Origin of the sequence: Streptomyces sp. NPDC058650, from assembly GCF_042717315.1 — a bacterium.
Classification (GTDB): domain Bacteria; phylum Actinomycetota; class Actinomycetes; order Streptomycetales; family Streptomycetaceae; genus Streptomyces.
This window is the reverse complement of the sequence record NZ_JBHXRL010000021.1, coordinates 95,361-118,815: the sequence shown is the minus strand read 5'-3', so window position 1 is coordinate 118,815 and position 23,455 is coordinate 95,361. Positions and strand designations below refer to the sequence as shown.

Annotated in this window: 15 protein-coding genes and 2 pseudogenes; 11 read left to right on the top strand and 6 right to left on the bottom strand. The window is 68.2% G+C overall.

Annotated elements, in window-relative coordinates:
* Positions 1-171: 171 nt before the first annotated feature.
* Positions 172-294 (top strand): annotated as a pseudogene (locus ACFWWU_RS29955) (IS5/IS1182 family transposase); the annotation flags it as partial.
* A 57-nt stretch (positions 295-351) separates the two neighbouring features.
* Here the strand turns inward: ACFWWU_RS29955 and ACFWWU_RS29950 are convergent.
* Both ACFWWU_RS29950 and ACFWWU_RS29945 read right to left on the bottom strand, forming a co-directional pair.
* Positions 352-1,608: a sensor histidine kinase gene (locus ACFWWU_RS29950; protein WP_384149765.1), complete on the bottom strand. Its 1,257-nt coding sequence runs from the start codon at positions 1,606-1,608 to the stop codon at positions 352-354.
* Positions 1,605-2,291 (bottom strand): winged helix-turn-helix domain-containing protein, encoded by a 687-nt coding sequence (locus ACFWWU_RS29945; protein WP_384149762.1) that lies wholly within the window; start codon positions 2,289-2,291, stop codon positions 1,605-1,607. Before ACFWWU_RS29945 ends, ACFWWU_RS29950 begins: the two co-directional genes overlap by 4 nt.
* A 147-nt stretch (positions 2,292-2,438) precedes the next feature.
* On the opposite strand from ACFWWU_RS29945, the gene ACFWWU_RS29940 reads away from it, so the two are divergent.
* The 5 genes from ACFWWU_RS29940 to ACFWWU_RS29920 all read left to right on the top strand — a co-directional run bounded on the left by ACFWWU_RS29940 (position 2,439) and on the right by ACFWWU_RS29920 (position 9,494).
* Positions 2,439-3,374, top strand: a complete 936-nt coding sequence (locus ACFWWU_RS29940; protein ID WP_384149759.1) for a hypothetical protein — start codon at positions 2,439-2,441, stop codon at positions 3,372-3,374.
* Positions 3,375-3,471: 97 nt separating this feature from the next.
* Entirely contained in the window at positions 3,472-3,918 is a 447-nt protein-coding gene (locus ACFWWU_RS29935; protein WP_384149757.1) for a hypothetical protein, read from the top strand.
* 139 nt (positions 3,919-4,057) lie between these two features.
* The gene (locus tag ACFWWU_RS29930) at positions 4,058-4,684 is read left to right on the top strand and encodes a M15 family metallopeptidase (protein ID WP_384149754.1); all 627 of its coding nucleotides are present in this window, start codon (positions 4,058-4,060) and stop codon (positions 4,682-4,684) included.
* Positions 4,685-4,732: 48 nt separating this feature from the next.
* Positions 4,733-7,876: a BTAD domain-containing putative transcriptional regulator gene (locus ACFWWU_RS29925; protein ID WP_384149751.1), complete on the top strand. Its 3,144-nt coding sequence runs from the start codon at positions 4,733-4,735 to the stop codon at positions 7,874-7,876.
* A gap of 61 nt (positions 7,877-7,937) precedes the next feature.
* Positions 7,938-9,494: a hypothetical protein gene (locus ACFWWU_RS29920; RefSeq protein WP_384149748.1), complete on the top strand. Its 1,557-nt coding sequence runs from the start codon at positions 7,938-7,940 to the stop codon at positions 9,492-9,494.
* Between the two features lie 782 nt (positions 9,495-10,276).
* Here the strand turns inward: ACFWWU_RS29920 and ACFWWU_RS29915 are convergent.
* Positions 10,277-10,522 (bottom strand): hypothetical protein, encoded by a 246-nt coding sequence (locus ACFWWU_RS29915; RefSeq protein WP_384149745.1) that lies wholly within the window; start codon positions 10,520-10,522, stop codon positions 10,277-10,279.
* Positions 10,523-10,857: 335 nt separating this feature from the next.
* On the opposite strand from ACFWWU_RS29915, the pseudogene ACFWWU_RS29910 reads away from it, so the two are divergent.
* The 5 genes and pseudogenes from ACFWWU_RS29910 to ACFWWU_RS29890 all read left to right on the top strand — a co-directional run.
* Positions 10,858-11,931 (top strand): annotated as a pseudogene (locus ACFWWU_RS29910) (FtsK/SpoIIIE domain-containing protein); the annotation flags it as partial.
* Positions 11,932-11,967: 36 nt separating this feature from the next.
* Positions 11,968-12,717 carry a DUF2637 domain-containing protein gene (locus tag ACFWWU_RS29905; protein ID WP_384149742.1) on the top strand — a complete coding sequence of 250 codons (750 nt, stop codon included), beginning with the start codon at positions 11,968-11,970 and terminating at the stop codon, positions 12,715-12,717.
* A gap of 147 nt (positions 12,718-12,864) precedes the next feature.
* Positions 12,865-14,313, top strand: a complete 1,449-nt coding sequence (locus tag ACFWWU_RS29900; protein WP_384149739.1) for a replication initiator — start codon at positions 12,865-12,867, stop codon at positions 14,311-14,313.
* On the top strand, positions 14,310-14,534 hold the full coding sequence (locus tag ACFWWU_RS29895) for a helix-turn-helix domain-containing protein (RefSeq protein WP_384149736.1): 225 nt from the start codon (positions 14,310-14,312) through the stop codon (positions 14,532-14,534). The genes ACFWWU_RS29900 and ACFWWU_RS29895 overlap by 4 nt, the downstream gene beginning before the upstream one ends.
* Complete coding sequence (locus tag ACFWWU_RS29890; protein ID WP_384149734.1) at positions 14,534-15,841, top strand: tyrosine-type recombinase/integrase; 1,308 nt, start codon at positions 14,534-14,536, stop codon at positions 15,839-15,841. The genes ACFWWU_RS29895 and ACFWWU_RS29890 overlap by 1 nt, the downstream gene beginning before the upstream one ends.
* Before the next feature lie 146 nt (positions 15,842-15,987).
* Here the strand turns inward: ACFWWU_RS29890 and ACFWWU_RS29885 are convergent, their stop codons facing one another.
* From ACFWWU_RS29885 to ACFWWU_RS29875, 3 genes are all read right to left on the bottom strand, one after another.
* Entirely contained in the window at positions 15,988-16,338 is a 351-nt protein-coding gene (locus ACFWWU_RS29885) for a hypothetical protein (RefSeq protein ID WP_359383029.1), read from the bottom strand.
* 5 nt (positions 16,339-16,343) lie between these two features.
* Complete coding sequence (locus ACFWWU_RS29880; RefSeq protein ID WP_384149844.1) at positions 16,344-18,176, bottom strand: polymorphic toxin-type HINT domain-containing protein; 1,833 nt, start codon at positions 18,174-18,176, stop codon at positions 16,344-16,346.
* Between the two features lie 496 nt (positions 18,177-18,672).
* Positions 18,673-22,908 carry an RHS repeat domain-containing protein gene (locus ACFWWU_RS29875; RefSeq protein WP_384149730.1) on the bottom strand — a complete coding sequence of 1,412 codons (4,236 nt, stop codon included), beginning with the start codon at positions 22,906-22,908 and terminating at the stop codon, positions 18,673-18,675.
* Positions 22,909-23,455: the final 547 nt, after the last annotated feature.

Here is a 23,455-nt window from a genome sequence, read left to right as displayed (position 1 = left end):
GAGCTCTGCCGGAAGACCTTCGCGCAGGCGGGGTCAGACACGCGCTGACCCGGATGATCAACCTGCTGCATCTGCCGTTCACCCGCGGCCTGCGCGGCGCCCAGTCCTAGCCGACCCCGACCTACGCGGTCAGCTCGGCGCCCTCGCCTTAGCGGGCCTCGTCATCGGCACGGGATCGCGACGGCCCACCGCTGCATCCGCGGGGCGATAGAGGTCCTGACCGCGCTCGCGCCGAGCCTGGCCGAGGTCATGCGGACCGCGAGCAGGCTGGCCTTCGTGATCCTGGACGGCACCAGTCCTCGCATTTCATCTCGCCGTACCAACGGCAGGATGAAAACTGCTCGTCACGAGTCATGCCCCCGATGGATTTGCGGCGTCAGGGTCTGCCGGCAAACGCACGGTGAAGTGCGCACCTGAGACCGTGGGGTTGAGGGTGAGCGTGCCGTGATGGAGTGCGGTGATGCGGTGGGCGACGGCCAGGCCGAGACCGGCCCCGCCGGTGTCGCGGGCGCGGGCTTCGTCCAGGCGGGTGAAGCGTTCGAAGATCCGGGCCTGATGTTCTGGGGGAATCCCCAGCCCGTCATCTTGTACCTCCAGCATGAGTGTGTGCCGACCGGGTCCCCGCTCCAGGCGGACGATGACGGTGGTGGTCGCGTGGCGTTCCGCGTTGTCGAGGAGGTTGGCGAGGACGCGGGCGAGCAGGCCACGGCTGCCGTACACGAGGAGGGGTTCCTGCCCGATATGGGGGACGAGGGTGAGGCGGGACGGCGTTCGTCGGCGCCCGAGTTCCTCGCGGACCAGGTCGGCCATGTCGATCAGGCGGCTGTCGGGTGGGCCCGCGTCGGCGGTGACGGCATCCAGCCGGGCCAGCAGGAGCAGTTCGGTGGTCAGGTTCTGTAAGCGAAGGGTGTCTCCGAGGGCATCGGTGACGACCTGTCGCCAGTCGGTGTTCTCCGGTCGCCTCAGGGCGAGTTCGAGTTCGATGCGCAGGGCTGCCAGAGGCGTACGCAGTTCGTGGGAGGCGTCGGCGACGAAGCCGCGCTGCTGATCGACCGCTGCCTCGAGCCGGCCGAGGGTGTCGTTCACCGCCGTGGCCAGCCGGGCGATCTCGTTCCCGCCACGGGGCACGGGGACTCGCCGGTCGAGATGAGCGGCGCCGAGGTCGGCGAACCTGGAGCGGATGGCCTCGATGGGGCGCAGCAGCCGCCCGGCCGCGAGCCAGGTGCTGGCCGCGATCAGGAGGGTGAGCCCGAGCGCGCTTCCGCTCAGGGACCACATGACGTTGTTCAGCCGGGCCTGGTGGACCGCCGGCGAAGGGACGACTCGTGTTCTGCCGCCCGAGGGGGATCGTACGGGCGGAGACGCCTGCGGATCGGACCACGGCAGGAGCGACAGCGTCGCCGGTTCGAGGTGGGTGTCCGGCTGGCTCGGCGAGGAGGTCTTCTGCCGGGCCTCCTCAAGAAGCCCGCTCCTGACGGTGGTCCCGACCGTAACGGCACACGCGGTCAGCGGGACCAGAGCGACGCAGGCGACCATCAGCGTGATCCGTAAGCGCAGGGTGCGCGGGCGCAGCCGCTGCCAGGCCGCGCGCGGGCGTGGTCGTCTCACCGGCGGAGCCCTTCCCCCGCTTCGAGCCGGTAGCCGATCCCGCGCACCGTACGGATCGTTCGCCGCTGGAACGGGGCATCGATCTTGCGGCGCAAGGTGCTGACGTAGACCTCGACGACATTCACGTCACCGTCGAAGGTGTGGTCCCACACGTGCTCCAGCACTTCCGTCTTGGAGACGGTCTCGCCACTGCGGCGTGCCAGGTACTCCAGCACCGCGAACTCCCGCAGCGTGAGCGTCACCGGTGTCGTCCCGCGCCGGCAGCTGCGGGTGGCGGGGTCGATCTTCAGGTCCCCGACCTGGAGGACGGCGGGGCGCTCGGGCCTGCCGCGCCGCAGCAGGGCACGCAGCCGGGCGGTGAGCGCGACGAAGGAGAACGGTTTGGTGAGATAGTCGTCGGCACCGGTGTCCAGGCCTTCGGCCTCGTCGTACTCTCCGTCCTTGGCCGTCAGCATCAGTACGGGAGTCCAGAGAGCGGCCTCGCGCAGCCGGCCGCACAGCCGGTAGCCGTTGAGGCCCGGGAGTATCACGTCCAGGACGACGGCGTCGTAGCCGTTGAGGAACGCCAGATCCAGTCCCGACCGGCCGTCATGGGCGACGTCGACGGCGTAGCCCTCGCCCACGAGCCCTCGGCGCAGCAGCTCGGCGAGCCGCAGATCGTCCTCCACCACCAGTATTCGCATGCCCCACAGCGTGGACCACCGCTCGCGTGGGGTTCCTGAAGAAGTCTTCAGACTCCTTCAGAGTCCCCACAGCGGCCTCCTGGCACCGTTGTTTCCACGCCGCCGACGACAACGGCAACAACAGCGAGGAAGCGGGGGATCATCGCCATGGCGAAGAGGGAAGTCCGGGTCTGGTTCGCCGCGCTGCTCATGGCGAGCACGCTGGTCGGCTGCGCCACCGGAAGCGGGGACGCGCCACGAGCGGGCGGGCCTCCGAGCGAGGCGGCGCCTCGCCCGGAGGGAATCCGGGACCTGACGACCGGGGAGGAGATCCTGATCGAGCGGGCCGAACGGATCCTCGTCAAACGGTGCATGGAGGGCAGCGGCTTCACGTACTGGCTGCGACCGCCCGTCAGCGCCGAGGAGCGTGCGGGACACGGTTTCGTCCGGGACGACATCACGTGGGCCCGCACCTACGGATACGGCCGGGAGTTCGAACAGCGGGGTGAGAAAGCCCGCTTGAGCGACCCGAACGCCGCCTACGCCAACGGCCTTCCGGAACCGGACCGCATCCGCTACTCCAAGACGCTCGACGGCGACCCCGACCAGGGCATGATGTCGGTCCGACTGCCCTCGGGCGGCACGGTTCAGAAGCCCCGCACCGGTTGCTGGAACACGGCCGGCGAACAGCTGTACGGCGACATGGCGACATGGTTCCGCACCAAGAAGACAGCCACGAGCCTGACGCCTCTGTACGTACCGGAGCTCCTCAAGGACAGGCGTCTGACCACGGCGGTCGCGGCGTGGGCCCGGTGCATGAAGAAGAAGGGCCACGCTTACGCCAGTCCGGATGACATTCGCGCGAAGCGGCATTCCCTCGTCGAGGGGATGAGTCCGGGACGTGCGCATGCCACGGAAGTGGAGCTGGCCGTCGCTGAGGCCACGTGCGCCGTGGAGACGTCCCTGGGCAGGACGGCACGCGCCCTCGAAGACGAATACCGCGCCAAGAAGCTCCAGCCGTACAGCGAAGACCTCGCCACCTACCAGCGTACGAGGCTGGCCGCGCTGGCCCGGGCCGAGACCATCACCGGTTCGAAGGCCTGATTCACCGACTCGTTCGGATGCCCCGGACGTCCCCCTTCCCGAGCCTCGCGGCTACGGGATGTCTCACCACACCATGAAACAGAAGGAGCGAATCACCATGCGTAAGATTCCGGCGATCCTGGCCACCGTCGCCCTCGCGGGCCTCGGCGTCATCGTCCCCACGGCCACCGCGCAGGCGGCCGTGGGCTGCAGTGACAACTACACGAACATGCCGTCCGGATACATGGCCGCCTACAACGGCGCCAACTGCGAGGAAGAGCTCGGCAGGTCTGCGGGCGACGACTTGAACTGGGGCAACAGCACCGGCTCCTTCCAGGGCTGGGAAGACAACGAGGCGTCGTCCATCCTCAACAAGGGGAACGACTACGAGGTCAAGTTCTACAGCCTGGCGGACTATGCGGGCGGCCACATCTGCCTGTCGAGGGACGAGGCATACGCCTCCGACCTCTCCAACGACCGCATGCACAACGAGGTCCACGCGAACAACACCATCAGTTCGCACGAGTGGGTGAGCGCGAGCCGCTGCTCCGAGTGGGCCACGTGACCAGTTGGTCATGAGTGGCACAGTGCTCTGATGGTCCTGGTGGGCGCGGCGGTCTCCGTCGCGCCCACCAGGCCTGTGCGGGAAGGACTGGCGGCGGCCCCCTCACCTGTCTTGAAGGAATTCTGAAGCGGCCGGCGTCATGCTCCGCCCCGACCAGATACCGGCCATCTGCCGCCGGTTCGGGGGTGAGCGACGCGATGCGGAGGGCAGAGGGCTGGATACCGTATCGCTGTTCGATCGGCGGGTCGCGGCGGTCGAGGTCCGGGAGTGCGGAGAGCCGCTGATCGATCTGCGCGAGGTCGACGCGCTGCGGCTGGACCGGCGGCCGGCCGGCCGGCGCGACGACGCACCCGTCAGGCTGCGGCTCGGCGTCGTCGACCGCCTGGTCACCGCGCAGACGCTGCTCCCGGCGGGCTTGCGCCTGTACGTGGCCCGGGGCCACCACCCGGAACCGCCGGAGTCCCCACACGCCACGGGCGCCGCCGTCGACCTCACCCTGTGCACCGCCGAGGGCGTCCCCCTGTGGGTGGGGTCCGATCCCCGGGGCGCGCGGTCACCGCACCGCACCGTGGAGGTGTCAGCCCCTGATCCCGTCGCCGCCGAGAATCGCGGACACCTGCGGAGAGCCATGACTGTGGCGGGGTTCATCAACTACCCTGCCGTATGGCGGCATTGGTCCTACGGTGATCGTTACTGGGCTTGCGTGACGGGGATACGGTTCGCAGGCTATGGCCCGGTTCGAGGGCCGGGCCGCCGCTCCGGGTGACCCCGCCGCGACAACAGGCGGTCGTACCGGCGACGTTGTGGGGGCAACGTGTTTCAGATCCGACTGCTCGGCCCGGTCGAAGTCCATGCGGCACACCAGTCGATTCCGCTGGGCGGCAGCAAACCGCGCGCCCTGCTCGCGGCCCTGGCGCTGGAACAGGGTCATGTGATCTCCACCGAGCGCCTCATCGACGTCGTCTGGGAGCACGACCCTCCTGACAGTGCCCGCGCCCTCATCCAGACGTACGTATCGACCCTGCGCAGGGCGTTCTCCGACGCCGGCCATCCCGAGGTGATCGCCTCCCGGAAGCCGGGATACGCGGTCCTGCCGGGAGCGGTGACGGTCGACGCCGCGCACTTCGCCGCCCTCCTGGCCGAGGCGAGGCGGCATGCCGAGGCCCGGGAACTCGTCCCGGCGGCCGCGCTGCTGCTCGACGCGGTGGCCCTGTGGCGGGGGCCCGCCCTTTCCGGTGTGGAAGGGTCGCTGATGTCGGGCGAGGCCGGAAGGCTCGACGAGCTGCGGGTCACGGCTCTGGAGGAGCGCTTCGGTGTGGAGCTGGCGCTGGGCCGGCTCGATCACCTGGCCGAGCTGACCGGGCTTGTCGCGCGGCACCCGGCCAACGAGCGGCTGCGCGGGCAGCTCATGGTGACGCTGTACCGGCTGGGGCGTCAGGCGGACGCGCTGGCCTGCTACCGGGAGGGACGGGCCGCGCTCGTCGAGGAGCTGGGCATCGAACCCGGCCAGGAACTCGCCGCCCTGCATGATGCCCTGCTGCGCGGCGACGGCGACGGAGCGTCCGGGGCACGGGCGCTGTGGCCCTTCCAGCCGCACCAACCAGTCCGGCCTCTCCAACCGCCTTCATCGCTCCAGGCGCTCCAGGCGCTCCAGCCGCACCAGTCCAGCCCGCCGCTCCAAGCACGAGCTCCCGCGCACCTTCCCCCCGCCCCCGCCGACTTCACCGGCCGCACGGAGGAACTGGCCACCCTGACCCGCGCCCTCACCGAGAGCGCGGACTGCCTCCATGTCGTGACGGGCCCGGGCGGCAGCGGGAAGTCGACGCTGGCGGCGTACGCGGCCCACCAGGTCGCCGTCTCCTTCCCGGACGGCCAGCTCCACGCCGAGCTGCGCGGTCTCGCCGACACCCCCGCCGAGCCCGCCGTGGTCCTGGGAAGGTTTCTGCGCTCCCTCGGTGTGGACGCCGAGCGGCTGCCGGACAGCCTGCAGGAACGTACGGAGCTGTACCGCACCCTGCTCGCCGACCGCCGCCTGCTGATCGTCCTCGACGACGCCGCCGACGAGCGGCAGGTCAGGCCGCTGCTCCCGGGCGGCCCTGGCTGCACCGTCCTCGTCACCTCGCGCGACCGGCTCGGCGGACTGGCCGGAGCCAGGCTCGTCGAACTGGACGTGCTGGCACCGGCCGAGGCCCTGGAGCTCCTCGCCCGTATCGTCGGTCCTGAGCGGGTCGCGGCCGAACCACAGGCCGCCGCCGGCATCCTGTCCGCCTGCGGCAACCTGCCCCTGGCCATCCGTATCGCCGGCGCGCGACTCGCCACCAGGAGCCGGCTGCCGCTGAAGGTCCTCGCCGACCGGCTGACCGACGAGCGCCGACTGCTCGACGAGCTGGCCGTGGGCGACCTCGCGGTGCGCAGCACGATCGGACTCAGCTTCCAGTCCCTGGACCGGCTGCCCAGGGCAGCCCTGGAGCGCATGGGATTCTTCGGTCTCCCCGAGTTCTCACCCTGGGTCGTCGGCCGCCTGCTCGACATTCCGGAGCCGGAAGCCCAGCGCCTGCTCGAACTACTCGTGGACACCCAGCTCGTCACCTTCGCGGGGGTGGACCGGACAGGTCTCTGGCGCTATCGCCTCCACGACCTGGTACGGATCTTCGCCCGGGAGCAGGCCGAGGCCTCCGAGTCGGCCTTCGAGCTGTTCGAGGCCGTCGCCCGCGTCTTCCGCGGCTGGATCTCCCTGCTGCACCGGATCGCCGCGAGCAGTCCGTCGCCCCAGGTCAGCTGGCGTCCTGCCGCGCCGCAGCCGCTGGGGACGATGTCGGACGAGGTCGGCGACCGGGTCCTGCGCGACCTCGCCCTCGGGGACGCCTTCGGCTGGTTCGACGGCGACCAGGCGGCGCTGACCGTGGCCGTCGACCGCGCCGCCGCGATGGGCCTGGACCACCTCGTGTGCGACCTGGTCTCGGCGTACAACACCGTGGATCTGCGTACCAACCACTTCGGGTTCCGGACCCGGATCACCGGCGCCGCGCTGGCCGCGGCGCGGCGCATGCAGGACCAACGGTGCGAGGCCGCCATGCTGGCCGAGCTGGCCCAGCTCTGCTACGACCAGGACCGGTTCACCGACGCACGGTGCCACTTCGGCGAGGCGCTCAGCAGATTCCGTGCCCTGCACGACGTGCGGGGACAGGCCTTCGCCCTGGCCGGCCTCGGCACGGCATGCCGTGAGCCCGGACGTCTGACCGAGGCGGTCCACTTCCTCGACCAGGCCGCCACGCTGCTGCACGCCCTCGACGACCACCGCGGCGTCGGCCACGTCCTGCGGACCCGGGCATCGGTACGGCTGGAGCAGGGGGAGTACGGTGCTGTTCGCGCCGACCTCGACACGGCGCTCGACGCGTTCCGCAAGGGTGGCAGCCGCCGCGGCCTGGCGCTGACCCTGCGCTCGATGGGCCTGTACCACCGGGCCGTGGGCGAGTACGAGGCCTCACTGGGCCTGTGCGCCGAGTCGGCCGCGATCTTCGCCGAGCTCGGCGACGAGTTCATGCACTCGTACGCGGTCCGTGCCCATGCCAAGGCACAGATGCGGCTCGGCCACCGGACGGAGGCGCTGCCCCGACTCGAACGGGCACTGGCCACGGCACGCGCCTGCCACGACCGCTTCGGACAGGCGGTCACCCTGCGGGTCATCGGGCAGCTCCATCTGGCCGACTCACGCCTCGACCTGGCGCGGAGCTGTCTGGACGCGGCCACGTCCATGTGGGATGCCATGGACACCCCTCTCTGGCGGGCACGCACGGAGTATGACCTCTCCTTGGTGCACGAGGCCCGCGGTGAGACCGAGGCCGCCCTGGCGGCTCGGACGCATGCCCTGGTCGTCTTCCGGGAGCACGGCGCGCGGGAGTACGCGGAGCTCAACGCCGCTGTAGAGGCGCCTGCAGGTTCCTTGAAGGGCAGTTGAAGAGGCGGCGCGGAACCTTCTCGGTGAGAAGCAGCCACCTCACCGAGAAGGACAGCCACCCATGCGTACTCCGCTCAGACGCGTCACCGCCGCTCTCACCACACTCTTCGCCCTGGGCAGCCTGGCCGTCGGCACCACCGTGATCTCCGAGGTCGCGGCTCCGTCGGCCGCGTACGCCGCGGCGTCGTCCACGGTCGGCGGCTCGATCACCCGGACCGAGATACTCGACCGGGCGAAGTGGTGGATCGACACCTACGGCGTCATCTACAGCCAGAACCAGTCAGACGCGAAGGCCTCGGTCACCGGCGAGAAGTACCGCCCGGACTGCTCCGGCTTCGTGTCCATGGCCTGGCGGCTCCCCAAGAAGAGCGACGGATGGGACCGCAACACAGGTGACCTCGACGCCTTCGGGGACACCACGTACGTCTCCCTGGACAGCCTGCAGCCGGGTGACGCGATCCTCGGCAGCGGCCATGTCGCCCTCTTCGACAAGTGGACGGACTCCAGTAAGACGCAGATGTGGGTCTACGAGGAGTACAGCACCGGCGACGCCGGCCACCACGTCATCAAGACCAAGGCGCACTACTCCTCCAACAACTTCAAGGGCCTGCGCTACGACAAGGCCACCAAGCCGGGGAAGGCCGAGCCGGCCACCGCGTACGACCAGGGTGACGGCACCATGCGGATCTACCGCTGGACCTCCACCGGCAGCGCCTTCGACCGCGCCACCGACTACGACTCCGCCAGCTTCTCCCTCGCCAACGTCGATGACCGCATGGCCTCCGGCGACGTCAACGGGGACGGCAAGGACGACGTCGTCATGGCCTACCAGTACAACGACGGCACCTACGGCCTCTACACCTTCCTGAACGGCAGGACGTACGACGGCATCTGGTTCACCGGCGGCAGCTACAACCTCGGCAAGGTCGGCGGACGCCTCGTCCTCGGCGACTGGAACGGCGACGGCAAGGACGAGCCGGCCATGGCCTACGACCAGGGCGACGGCACCATGCGGATCAACCGCTGGACCTCCACCGGCAGCAGCTTCAACCGCGCCACCGACTACGACTCCGCCAGCTTCTCCCTCGCCAACGTCGGCGACCGCATGGCCTCCGGCGACACCAACGGGGACGGCAAGGACGACATCGTCATGGCCTACCAGTACAACGACGGCACCTGGGGCCTCTACACCTGGCTCAACGGCCTCACCTACGACGGCATCTGGTACACCGGCGGCAGCTACAACCTCGGCAAGGTCGGCGGACGCCTCGTCCTCGGCGACTGGAACGGCGACAGCAAGGCGGAACCGGCCACCGCGTACGACCAGGGTGACGGCACCATGCGGATCAACCGCTGGACCTCCACCGGCAGCAGCTTCAACCGCGCCACCGACTACGACTCCGCCAGCTTCTCCCTCGCCAACGTCGATGACCGCATGGCCTCCGGCGACACCAACGGGGACGGCAAGGACGACATCGTCATGGCCTACCAGTACAACGACGGCACCTGGGGCCTCTACACCTGGCTCAACGGCCTCAACTACGACGGCATCTGGTACACCGGCGGCAGCTACAACCTCGCCAAGGTCGGCGGACGCCTCGTCCTCGGCGACTGGTAAGCGCCCCTTGCGAGAACCGCACCACGGACTGCGCTGACAGGAGGCCGGGCTGCCATTGAGCGGCCCGGCCCCTCCCTCGCCGCGCCACCGCTCAGCCGCACCGCGTGCGTCGCCGGGCGGGGCAGCAGATCCGGTCCCGACAGGCGCGGCTCACTTCCCGCCGGGTCATCCGTCATCACGAACGGCCCCGGATACCGCCCGAGGGGGCGTCAACAAGGGCGCAGAATTCAGCACGGTGTGGGGCGTGTCACACGCAGGAGCCGCGGGATCGCCGTGGGATCATCGCCGTGGTTCCACACCCAGGTTCCACCTAAAACCCCAGGTCAAGAAGGTTCGGGCCCGGCGACACAAGCCAGGGGCGCCCGCTTCGCCTCACCAACGTGAGGTGAGCGCCGCACGCGAAACCACCCCTCCAGGGGCGTTTTCGCAGGTCAGAACGTTTTTCTGTGGTGGGGCGGGTGGGACTCGAACCCATTTCGGTGACGCGCCTCACCTACGACGATGCCGAAGGGCCGGACATTTCTATCCGTTTCCATCCGGCTGCATCCCCCTCGATCCTGCTCGATCGAGAACCGTGCAGCGTTCGCTGCACCGCTGTCGCCGCTCCCCTGCTCCTGCGGAACTCGGGACGACTCTGCCCGCTGGCGGTCCCCGTCATCACTGCGCGAGCCGCCAGGGTCCGTCCGCGCACCAGCCAGGTGCACTCGGCGCGAGCCGTCACGCTACGTAATGCATCTGCCGCTGGCACGTCGGCTCGTTCCCGGCCACCGGCAGCTGGCTCGTCAGCGCGTGCCGGTCTCCGGTTCGGGCTGGGGCAGCTCGTCCAGGTCGAGGGTGAAGGTACGTCCGTCGGCCAGGTCGATGGGGAGATTGCCGGTTCCGTACTTGTGCGTGTGCGCCGCGATGTATCCGGTTCCGGTGGGCTGGGTGTGGACGACGACCTCCGCCGCATACGGGTCGACCACCAGGTAGACGGGGATGCCGTAGCGGCCGTACTTGGCGGTGCAGTCGTCGTAGTCCGCATCCACCCGGGTTCGAGCCGTGCGATCTGAGGGGGCTCCGCCGTGGTTGCCGCGGCCTTCGGTGACGAGTAGCCGCGGCGCGCAGTGGTCCCGGAGTCGTCCTCCAAGCCGACCCGTGCGAGGAAGTCGGGGGCGGTCACGGAGAAGTCCAGACCCGTCGTCGTCCCCGCCGGCTCCAGCGTGCACGAGCACCCGCAGGCCGCCTTCGTGCCCCCGCCTCCAGGGCCTGCCCCGCCGCCAGCGCGGACAGGGGTACGGCGGCGGCCGGACCGGGCTCGGGCGGCACACTCGCCTAGACCCACCCGAGAAGGTCCAGCTCGGCAGGCCACGTCGCCGTCGGGCTGCCGCAGGTCGGGGTGGAGGAGTACCAGAAGTCGGCGCGGTTCCTGGCCGACGCCTGGCGGTGCACGCGGGTGTCCGTGCTGCCGGACGGCCCCGGCCGGGTGGTGATCCGGGGCGTGCGCTCCGACCCCCTGACCACGCCGACCGCACACCAGCCGACCGGCCGGCCGCCCACGGATCTGACGCGCTGGGAGCTGGGCGTGGACGAGTACGCCGCCAAGGTGTGCGTGTCTTTGGCCAACGTGCCCGGCGTGACCGTGGCCGGCACCCCCGGCTCGGGCAAGACCTCGACGGTCAACAAGTTCGTCTGCGACTTCTCACCCTCCCCGGCCGTGCAGATCGTGACTGCGGACGGCAAGGTGTCCCGCGCCTCCGAGGGCGACTACGCCGACCTGGTCAAGCGAATGTTCACGTTCTGCGGGGACGACCTCGACGAAGCCAACGCGCTGTTCAAGCGGCTGGTGGAGCTGCGTCGACGCCGGTCCTCAACCATCCGTGACGTGCTGGGCGTGAAGAACATGTGGCACGTCGGCCCCTCGCCGCAGTGGCCGCTCACGGTCCTGATCATCGATGAGGCGCATACGTACTTCCGTGAGTACAAGGGCAGCGACGCCGAGACGAAACGTTTGGGCGTCCTGACGGCGGAGAACGCCCGGCTGGTAGAGGACCTGGTCAAGAAGGGCCGCAGCGTCGGCACCCTGGTGATCCTGATCAGCCAGAAGACCACCGGTGACGCTCTGCCTACCTTCATCCGCGACGTGTGCCCCATCGGGTTGTCGTTCGCGCAGAAGACCGTGAAAGCCGCGGTGGCCGCGCTGGGCGACGACATCCGCAACTGGCCCGACGCCAGCCCGGTCACCTTGCAGGACCCCGCCTACGTCGGCGTCGCGGTGATGGCGATGCGGGGCCGCCCCGGCTACACCCGCATCCGCACCCCCTACGTCTCCGACGCCGACGCCGCCCGCGTCGCCGAGGACACCTCGCACCTGACCGCTGATCCGGATCTGTGCCTGGACACTCTTCTCCGCTCGACCGGTCGGACGGCAACACCCCCGTCCCCACTCACCAAGTGACGCCAAAAAGTACACTCCAGAAAGGATGTTGAAGGCATGGCGGAGGAACGGTTCACCCGGTGCACCGTGACCGTGGTCATGGCGGTCATCACCGCGCTGGCCTTCGTCTTCTCCTTCGGCAACGTCTGGGCGCTCGCCCTGCGGCTCGGCGTCCCCCGCCCCATTGCGCCGCTGATCGCTCCCATGGTGGACCTGTCAGTCGTCGGGCTACTGGTCGCGCTGCGCTTCCTCGCCCTGCGCGGCGTCCCGAAGGCGGAGTTGCGGGCCGGTACCCGGCTGCTGCACCTGTGCGGCCTGCTCACCCTCGCCCTGAACACCGCCGAACCCCTGCTGACCGGACGCTACGGACGGGCCTGCCTGGACACCGTCGCCCCGCTCCTGCTCCTCGGCTGGGGCCACGTCGGTCCCGCCTTCCTCGCCCAGTTCCACACCCACACCCGCCCCACCCCGCGTCTGGAGACCGCCCCCACCCCTACTCCTGAGCCGGTGCCCGACGAAGTGCCCTCGCCCGAACCGGTACCCACGATGACCGTCCCGGCCGTCGTCACTGCTCCGGCCGAGGAACTGGAGCCTGCTCCGGCTCCGGCCGCCGTTCCACCGGTCGCCGTCGCCAAGACGGCTCGTCCCGCCCCCGGCCCGGCCCTGCCGGCCGCCCTGCTGGACGCGGCCCGGCGCATCGCGGACGCCCACCGCGCCGAGCACGGCTCACCGATCAGCGCCGCCCACCTGGGAACGCGTATGGGCGTCGCCCTGCCGGTGGCCACCGCCGCACTCGCTCAGCTCTGAGCCCCGGCCCTCACCGGCCGCATCCCCCTCGCTGAACCCACGCCCGCTCCCGGGGCTGGTTCGTCATGCCCCGAGCAACACCAACACGCCTCCTTGACGGACTAGTTGTTGCTCGGGGCCCCACCCGAAAGAAGGGACACGCCCCGAATGGTCACCCTGGACCTGCGCCACGTGGCAAGCCCCGCCGTACGGGACCTCCTCCACCTCGTCAACCACCCCGACTTCGACCGCACACAGCAGCAGATCGAACGCCTCGGCGGCTGCACCGAACCCGTCCGACTGACCGGCCACACCACCACCCTCGACACCACGACCGGTGAAGTCCTGCGCTCCTACACCACCGACACCGAGCCCACCGGCAGCCTGCTCACCGCGTGCGGAAACCGCCGCGCCTCCCGCTGCCCAGCCTGCTCCCGCATCTACGCCGCCGACACCTACCACCTCATCCGCGCCGGCCTCTCCGGCGGCAAGACCGTGCCCGACACCGTCCGCACCCACCCCCGCGTCTTCGTCACCCTCACCCCGCCGTCCTTCGGCCCCGTCCACAACCGCCTCACCACCCCCGGCGGCGACATCCGTCCCTGCCGCTGCCGCAAGCTCCACGAACTTAACGACGCCCTGATCGGGACGCCGCTCAACCCCGCGACGTACGACTACGAAGGCGCGGTCCTGTTCAACGCCCACGCCTCCACCCTGTGGGCCCGCTTCACCACCTACCTGCGCCGCGAGATCGCCGCCGGGCTCGGCATGACCCAGAAGGCCGCGCACGCGGTCCTGCGGCTCTCCTTCGCGAAGGTCGCCGAATATCAGCAGCGCGGCCTGGTCCACTTCCACGCCGTCATCCGCCTCGACGGCCCCGACGGCAACACCACGTCCCCGCCGCCGTACGCCACCATCGCCATACTCACCAAGGCCGCCCGCGCAGCCGCAGCACGGGTCCGCGTCACGGTCGAGTCGGATGCGACCGGGGATCGCGAACTCGGCTGGGGCGAACAGTTCGACGTACGCGAGATCGCCTCCTTCGGCACCGACGCCGAATTCACCGACCAGGCGGTTGCCGCCTACGTGGCGAAGTACGCCACCAAGTCCGCCGACGCCTCCGGCACCCTCGACCGCGCCCTGTTCTGCCGCCCCTGCCAGGGACGCGGCGCCATCCTCCTGCCCCACGGAACCCCGCTCCCCTGCACCACCTGCGACGGAACCGGACAGGCCCGCCCGCTGCCCCGCCTCGCCGTCGCCCGGCACGTGCGACAGATGATCCGCACCTGCTGGGAGCTCGGCAGGCTGCCGGAATTCACCGCCCTCAAGCTCTGGAAGTGGGCACACATGCTCGGCTTCCGGGGCCACTTCTCCACCAAGTCCCGCCGCTACTCCACCACCCTGGGCGCGTTGCGGGCCGCCCGCCGCGCCTGGCGCACCGAACAGGCCCGCGTCCACGCCGGCCTGCCCGAGCCCGACCTGGACACCACCCTCGTCGTCGGCCACTGGGCCTACCAGGGCTCGGGCTACAGCCCCGGCGGCGCGCTCCTCGCCGCCCACGTCTGGCACCGCCGGGAACTGGAACGCCGGTTCGTCGCCGAAGGTGGCTGCGGATGAACGCGCAGGAACCCGCCCCGATCCGGCGGCGACTGAGTACGCCGGAAGAGCTGCTGACTGTGCCCCAGGTCATGGAACGCCTCCAGCTCGGCCGCTCCGCCGTCTACGACCTGCTCCGCACCCGCCAGCTCGCCTCGATCACCCTCGGCCGCGCCCGCCGTATCCCCGCCCACGCGCTGGCCGACTTCATCCGCACCCGCCTCGACCAGGAAGCCGCCTGATGACCACGCCCCGAGACACCTCCGCCCCCCGCCGCGTCCGCGCCAACGGCGACGGAACCGTCTACCAGCGCAAAGACGGCCGCTGGGAAGCCGCCGGATACGTCCTCGCCCCCGGCAACACCCGCCGCCGGGTCCGCGTCTACGGCACCACCCGCAAGGAAGCCCTGGCCAAGCTCACCGAGAAGATCGCCACCAGCAACCGCGGCCTCCCCGTCCCCTCTGCACAGGGCAGCGTGGCCGCATACCTGACGTACTGGCTGGAGAACGTCGCCGTCCACCACCTCCGCGAAACCACCCACACCCGCTACACGGCCTGCGTCGACCGGTACCTCATCCCGGGCCTGGGCAAGAAGAAGCTGGCCAAGCTCACCGCCAAGGACGTTCGCACCTGGCTCAACCAGCTCCGCACCGCGTGCCAGTGCTGCGCGCGTGGCATCGATGCAAGCCGTGATGAGCCCCGTTGCTGCGCCGTCGGAACGTGCTGCTCCAAGCGGCTGTCTCCGCTGACGCTCACCTACATCCACTCCGTGCTCAAGTCCGCCCTGGAGCACGCCGTCCGCGAGGAAGAGATCCCGCGCAACGTCGCCCGCAACGTCCGCACCGGCACCCCGCGGCCCCAGCGCTTCGAACCTTTCACCGCCGACGAAGCCCGCCGGCTCCTCACCACCGCCCAGGGTCACCGGTTGCACGCGCTGTTCGAACTCGCCCTCCACACCGGACTCCGCAAGGGCGAACTCCTCGGCCTGCGCTGGGAAGACCTCGACCTCGACGCGGGCACCGCCGCGATCCGCCGCACCTTGCAGCGCACCGCCGCAGGCGGGCTCACCACGCTGCCCACCAAGACGCGGGCCTCCGAGCGCCGCATCGCGCTTCCCACCCGCTGCGTCCAGTCGCTGGAGCTCCACCATGAGCAGCAGAAGGGCGAGCGTGATGCCGCGGGCACCACGTGGCAGCACGACGGGCACGTGTTCACCACGGCGCAGGGCCGACCGATCGACCCGACCAACCTCACCCGCGCCTTCATCACGCTCCTCCGCAAGGCTGGCCTCCGCCGCATCCGCTTCCACGACCTCCGGCACTCGACTGCCACTCTGCTCCTGGAGCAGGGGGTTGAGCTGGTCGTGATCAAGGAACTTCTCGGTCACGCCCACATCGGCGTCACCGCCACCGTCTACGCGCACGTCCGACTCCGCCTCCAGCGAGACGCCATCGACACCCTCAGCACCGCACTCGGCAGCCCGGAGACCACCAAGACGGTCAGCTCCGACGGCGACGAGCCGCCACCCTGCGCCGCCCTCGTCCGCTGACGTTGCCGTCAACTACTGCCGTCACCCCACGCAGAAGCCCCGCCAGGACGCACCTGGCGGGGCTTCATCTTTGCTGAGGCTATCTGACTTGAGTGCGATGAAATCGCTTTGAGCAACCACGTCTTGCGACTCAGCATTCGCAGAGTTTAACGCTCCGTAAACATCTTACGGAGATTCCCCGTCAGGTGTTCACGAATGCGGAACCCCTCTTGACCAGAGTAAGGCAGGTTTTCAACAAACGAAACCCTGACCAATTCCCTGACTGCGCAATCGCCATGCACGTACGCATCCTCGATGAAATTGATCAACCGAATCCCGGTGGCTTCCTCGGTCGAACTCTGGCCAGCCTCACTGAACAAACCTACCGCCCATCGGACGACGTCTGCCAGGAAAACATGGGAGAGGAACTCCTCGTAGAACTCCACATGCTCGGCATGCAAGCTCTCAAGCTGTGGAAAGTTCTGAAGGAGGCCATGAAAGAACTGATCTTCGTTCATCTCCATCAATTCCCTGCGAGGGCCGACTTGAGGTCGGCAAGTAGGCTTCTCGCCACGATCAAGTCGTGCGGGTCGCCGTCTCTGTGATTCCTTGATATCCACTTATTCAGCGCCTTGGCGTACTGGTTCCCCTTGGCTACATGGTTGCGGCCATGTACGAGTTGACCTGAGCTGAGCTCCTCGCGAATCGCCGACATCGTCGTACCATCTCCAGTTCGGGCCGTATTAGTCGTCCCCTTATAGAGATCGTCAACCAAGTTCTGAAGCTTGGAATCAGAGACGCTTGGCGTTGGCAGGATGCCGCAGTTGCTGTTGTGAACGAGTACCGGCGTCTTGCCCGCGAGCACATAGTACGTGTGCAGGTCATCGACGGTGAGGTTGTACGTGCGGGCGCGCTCACTGAAGGCCTTGTTGGCCGTGACGACAACCGTATCACCGCTGTCGGTGAGGAGAGTCATTCCGGGCTTGAGGTCGTCGGCCTCTATCCAGTCACGCTCAGATGGCGACCAGAAGGGGTGCTCATACGTTGCCGTTAGCTGTTCGACTCCGTTCTCTGTGGCGATAGACAGGGCATTGAAGTGCTTATCGGCCTCAGTCCTTATGAGTCGAGTGACTTCACGCGGCTCAGTCTCCCCGGTTATAGGGTCAGCTGCTAGAACAAGGTCACCGAGGCGAACATCCTCAATGTCCTTGACCGTCCCATCTCCCATGAGAACGCCTGTACCGGCAAGGAAGCAGTTACAGCCGGGCTTTTCGGGTGCCTTCTTCGAGTCGCCGAGGTCGTCGGCCTTCTTCACCTTAAACAGCCTGAGGAGCTTGAGGGTCTTGAGCAAGGGAAGCTCCGTTGCCGTCCATCCGCAATTCGCATTGATTCCGGGAGACTTTACGCATCCCTCGACTGCCTTAAAGTCGGGAAGAAAGAACTTTAGGGTCTCGAGTGCCGGATCGGTATGCGTTGACGGCGGATAGGGTCCGGGGGTCGGAGCAGCGTTGGGGCTTGGAGAGGGGGTAGGTCCACTGTTCGAAGCTCCGTCGCCGCCTCCACCGCCACCGCCTCCGTCGCCGCCTCCACCGCCACCGCCTCCGCCGCCGTTAGTGCCTGCATTCGTACGCTTCGGCGGCTTCGGTGTTTCGCCTGGCGTGGTGTTCTCGCAGTTCGCGCACGGACGGGTGGGGCAGTCTATTTCGGCGCACATGCCGGTCGGGTCGCTTGTGGTGACTGGGCTGTTGTTGGCGTAGCTGTATCCGTTGAGGGACTGGGGACTGTCAATCGCCAAGATCGGGTCGACGCTGATGAATTGGCCGAGGTTGGTGTCGTATTCGCGTGCGCCGATGTGGGTGAGGCCTGTGGTGTTGTCGATGTCGCCGCCGACGAAGCCCTTGGTGCCAGGCCAGAAGTAGGGGGTAGCTCCGCGCTGCCCACCGTAGGGAAGGCTCTTGCGGCGGTTGACCGCGAGGCTGCTAGCCGCGATGGACAGGGTGTTGGTGTTGTGGTGGTCGGAGACCAGGATTCGGACGCTGTTGTCCTTGCTTGTGCGGATCTCGGAGCCGCCGGGCACGCTGTAGTAGCGGGTGCCGTTGGAGATGGTGGCCGCGGTGGTGTCGACCTTGCGGGTGAGTTCGAGCTCTTGGCCGCCAGGCAGGTACAGGGTGGTCTTGGCCGGGTCCCGCTTGAGGATGCGGGTGCCTTCCGCGTCGTAGAGGAACGACGTGGCCTGACCGGAGATGCTCGATGTCTTGAGCTTGCCTTCCTCGTTCCAGGTCAGGTCCTGGACCGAGCCGCTGGCGGAGGTCTTCTTGGTGAGATTGCCGGTGGTGTCGTAGGTGTAGGTGTCGATTCCGGCCGCGCCGCCACTCGCGGTGACGGTGCGTACAGCGTGAGCCTGGGCGGCCCCGGCGGTGGTGGGGTAGGCATAGGTGCGGGTGGTGTTCGCTGTGATCGAGCCCGCCTTGTGCTGGGTCTCGGTCTTGCGCTGGCCGGTGTCCGTGAACGTCCAGGACGTCCGGTACGGGTCGGTCGTGCCCAGATTCGGGGTGCCGGTGCCGTTGACGGACTTTGTGAGGCAGTCGTCACCGGACGACCAGGCGTCGGTGAGACGGCGGGCCCAGTCGTAGGTGAAGCACTGGTCGTCGGTGATGGTGCCGTCGTTCTGCGCGTCCCGGATCGACGTGATGTTGCCGGCCTGGTCGTAGCCGTAGTCGATCCTGGACAGGGTGGCGGGGCCGGTGGCCTCGCGGTTGATCTGATTCTTGATCAGACGCCGGGTCGACGTCTCGTAGGTGAGGGTCTGGGTGACCAGCCTGCCGAGGTTGCCGAGCTGGGCCTGGGCCAGTTCACCGAAGGGGGTGTAGCCGGCGCCTCGCAGGTAGGCGTGGTCGAGCGAGCTGTCGACGATCGCGAGGGTGTCGTTCGCGCCGTAGTGGTTGGTGACCGTCTCTGCGGGCAGGTCGGTCGTGGCATTGGTGTTGTTGGTGCTGTACGTCGCCGTCAGCGGCATACCGCTGACCGGTGTCGCAGTGGTGGCCACGGTGTAGGTGCCGGCGAGAAGCTCCTCGCCGGTGACCTTGGGAACGGTCACCTTGGTACCTGCTGGCTGACCGGTCGTGCTGTAGCCGGTGACTTCGGTGGTGTAGGCGGCGCTCGCTTTGTCTATGTCGTATCGGGTCGACTTGTGAGGAAGACCCTTGCCACCCGTGGCGGTGTCGTAGGTCCACTCGGCGAGCTTGGTGCCGTCGGCGGAGCCGACGTGCAGGGTGGTCTTGCGGCCCAGCTCGTCGTAGGTGGTCGCCAGGGTGCCACGCGAGTCCGTGGTGGTGTCCGCGCGCCCGTTGGCGTCGTAGTGGGTGGTGGAGTTCCTTGTCCGGGTCAGCTGTGGTCAGCTGGCGACCGCGCAGGTCGTAGGTGTAGCGCCACGTGTTCCGCTCGGAGGAGTCGGTGAGGGACGCAAGCAGGCCAGCTGCGTTGTACGTGCGCGTGGTCTTCTCGTACTGGGTCGTGGCCGCGCCCGGGACGGGGTTGCGGTCCTTGTACTGCCGCTCCTCGACGGTCCGGCCACGCACGTCCGTCAGGGTGAGAGTCGCGGTGCCGCCGTTGGGCGGAACGCTGGCGGTCCAGTAGTCGCCGTAAGTGTTGGTGGTCTCCCACGGCGGACTATACGGATTGTTCAGGGAGAGCTGGGAGACCGCGGAGACACGACCGCGGCCGTCGTACTTCGTCTCGAACGCCTGCGGTACCTGGTTCGGAACGACGGTGAACATCGAAGTCGTCGAGACGGCGACGCTGTTGTAGTACGGGGCATTGGTCCGAAACGCGCGGCCGTGGGTGTCGTAGTAAGTGTCGCTGACAACTCGTCCATTGACGCCGAGGGAGTCCGTCTGGGTCTGGCGAGCGCGGAGCAGGGAGTCGTAATAGGTGACGCTGGTGCCCCACAGGCCGTCCTCGTAGAGAGTCTTGGTGACGACGGTGGAGGGGGCGGTTGAGGAAAGGTTGTAGGTGAAGGTGACGTTGGGCGGAAGGGTCTTCGCCCGCCCCGTGCTCCATCCCTTGGTCAGGCGGCCCAGGGTGTCGTAGTCGCTGCTACTCGTGCGGCCGTTGGCATCCGTTGTGCTCAGGGCAAGACCACGCAGGCCGTCAAAGACCGTGGAGGACTCGTGGTTCTTGACGTTGGAGACCTTCACCGTGGTCGGCTGGGCACCGGCGGCCGGAGTGTACGTGGTGGTGACGGGCTGGTCGTCCTGGCCCTTGGCGGCGAGGACACGACCGTACTGGTCATAGGTGGCCTGGGCGACAGTCTCCCACACGGGTGTGTTGTCGCTCTCGTGCCGGGCGAGCTGCTCGATCTTAGTGGCGTTGGCCTTGCCCGCGTCCGGGGTGGCGCCGAGGGTCTTTCCGTCGTAGTACGTGCGGATGCTGCTGGTGATCTCGCCGGGGCGGGTCAGGCAGGCGGTGTTGTCCGAGGTGGTGACCTCGCTGGGGTAGGAGATCCGCCAGTTGGTGGTGTCCGGGGTGACGTAGTCGGTCACCGTGCAGCGGGCTTCGACGGTGCCCGCACCGTCGTCGGTCTGCTTGGTGAGAAGACCGTAGGTGGTGTCGTAGGTGCGGGTGGTGGTGAGGGTGCGCCAGGTGGTCCGGTCGTCGAGAAGGGTGCCGCTCTTCTCGGTCGCGGTGCCGGACAGATACGCCGTCTTCGCCGGGAGCGTGGGGGCCGGGTCTTCGGGCTTGTCTGGGTCGGTGATGCCCTTGACCGGCTGGGTGGCGGTGGCCTCGGATTGCCACGGGATATAGGTCGTCCGGGCGACGATCTTTCCTGCGGCGCCCTCGACGTCCCAGGTGTTGGAGCTGGCGACACGGCCCGCGAAGTCTTCGCGGTCGGTTATGCCGTTGATGGTGGCGGCCGGGCGAGTACTGCCGTCGGCGAGGGTGTCGCCCGCCATGCCGGTGAAGTGGACCTTGGAGGTCCTCACTCGGTTGGTGTCGCCGCCGCTGAAGGTGTTGACGGTGACGTAGCCGCGGAAGACGTTCCATGTGCGGTGCTTGTCGAGGGTGAACTCGCTGGTGTCACGCCGCCAGTGCGGGCCGCCGGAGTAGGTGTAAGAGGTGGTTTTGATCGGAGAGCCGCTGCCACCGGTGGTGTCGTCTTCGTCGATGCGGGTGACAAGGTACTTGTGGAACCAGTCCCTGGTCTCCTTCACCGCTCCGTCCGGGGTCCACCAAGCCGGGAAGCAGCGCATGTTGTTGGCATCTGCTGTAGGCAGGTTGGTGGGGGTGCACTGGGGCGCGGTGTAGGTGACGAGGGTCTGGCCACCGGTCTCGTTGGTGATCTTGGTGATGCGCTTGCGGTTGAGCGCGGGCCGGCCTTCGGCGGCGTCGACCCGGTTGGCCATGAGCACGCCCTCGAATATGACCGGGTTCAGCTTGATGTCCGCGGTGGGTCCGGCCTTGCCGGTGCGCTGGACGGAGTCGAGCCACATGGCCGGGGTGGAGGTGTCACCAGTCGCCGGGAAGGACTGGTCCAAGGCCCAGCTGTCGACGCCGACCATGCCGGTGCCGACCAGGGAGAAGGTGTTGATCCCCGTCAGGCGCTGCTTGGACCAGAACGATGGCGAGGCTTGAAGGCACTGGGTGCCGGAGGTGCAGTTGAGGTCGACGGGGGTGTCGGGAAAGTTGGCCTTGGTGAAGGCGCAGTCCGTCTCCTTGCAGCGCGGTGCGGTCGTGAAGCTGACACGGCCGGCCGGGTTGGTGGTGCTATACACGGCGCCGGCGCGCAGACCGTAATCGATGCGGTCGAGGTAGCCGCCGCGAGTGTAGGCCTTCGGATCGTCGATCTTGCTGTTCTGCGCGTAGTAGCCCCGTTCCTTGGTGTAGTACAGGGCCATGGCGTTGTCGTGGGGGTCGACGACGTAGTCGAGGTTCCAGCGCCAGCCCTGCTGCTCGGCGGAGGAGGCGAAGTCCGTGGCGTGTCCCTGCTCACCGCTGTGGTTGCCGTAGACCGGGACGGAGAAGACGGAGTTCGTTTCGGTCTTTCCGTCCGCCCAGCCGGGAAGACGGTTCTTGCCGAACCAGTACTGGGTGCCGTCGAGGGTGGTTACCTTCCAGTACTCGAAGTCCTCATCCCCGGAGTCCTCGACCCCGGAATGGTTCGGCTTGGTGTCGTATACGCGCTCGACGAGGGAGCCGTCGTCGCTCTCTAGCTTCCAGGTCTTCCTGCCGGCGTCCCAGATCAGCTCGCTGGAGGAGCCGTTGAGGGAGAGTGTGGCGTTCTCTGACTTCCAGCACAGGTCGCCGGACTTGACGGTTTCGTTGTTGCCGCCCTGCTTGTCGTTCTCGCAGGAGGCGTAGCGGCGTTCGATGAAGCCGGGCGAGTACTCCCAGCCCTCACCGATCCAGGACGCCTGGTTATTGGTCGAGGCGGTACGGCCGTCGACGGAGGAGGAGTTGTAGGACAGGGCAACGTTGGGCGTCAGAACACCGGGCGCGGCGGGGACGTCGATGGGTACGGTCCAGCCGAAGCCGCCGGAGTTGCCGCCCGCCGACCACGTTCCGGACGGTGCCAGGGAGGACGCCTTGTAGGAACCGTCGCTGCCGCTGGCGCCGGCAGTGGCGGCCAGAACGGTGACACCCGTCGTGCTGGCGGTGAATGCAGTGGGCGCCGCTGCCGTGGTCTTCGCCGACTCGGCGGCGCTGCCCTTCGTGGGCGAGGGCGCGGTGAGTGTGGCGGTGAGGGTGTGGTCGCTGGTGTTGTTCTCGGTGGCCAGCGGGGTCTGCTTGCGGCACTCAGGTTTGTCCGGAGACGTCAGAGCGCACGCGGGAAGGGTGACCAGCCGCAGGCGGGAGGACCAGCCGGCGGCGTAGGCGCCACGGATGGAGCTGTAGTCGACTTCGATCTCGACCGGACCGGCGGACGGGGCCGTCGCGTCCGTGGGACGTACGGCCAGGAGCAGACCGTCGACACCGGCCGCACGAGCGGCGGCACGGTCCTTGACTGATACCTCCGTCTTCCCCGGGGCTGCGGCGTTCTTCGAGGCGCGGGTGGAGGGCGCGGAAAGACGGATGGGCAGACCTCCGACCATCCGGGCTCCGCTAGCCGCGGTGTGCGGAGTAAGTGCCTCGGTGGCGGCAGTGGGCCAGCTGACGGCCGGTGCCTTCCACGGCGTGGACGGCTGCGGCTTCCTGTGACCCTGCGGCTTGAAGTCGGTTCCCTCGACGGACTCGGTCTTCGGCACCGCCGGTATTCCGGGTCGCTCGCCTGGTGCCGACCAGGTCGGAGCGGTGAGAAGGGAAACGCTCAGTGCCACAGTGAGTGTGCCGACTATTCCTGTCTGCATCGACAGGCTGCTTCGTCTTCTTCTGCACCTATAAATGGGCATGGCGAAGCCATTACGGAACAACATAGAAAGATCCCCACCCCGGTAGTACACAAAAGTTTGATGATCAAGCGGATCCAACACGACGCCACAGGCTCTCCACAACTACAAGCGAGAGGTTGCGCTCCAGTTCGTCAGGTCTAGACCGCCCTTTCTCGGGGCGAGTCTTGCCAAGTCCGGCCAAGGCTCCAGACAGCTGCTTTAGGGATGACTGCTGGCGCAAGCCGCATCTCAACGGCACCTGCCTGCCCCT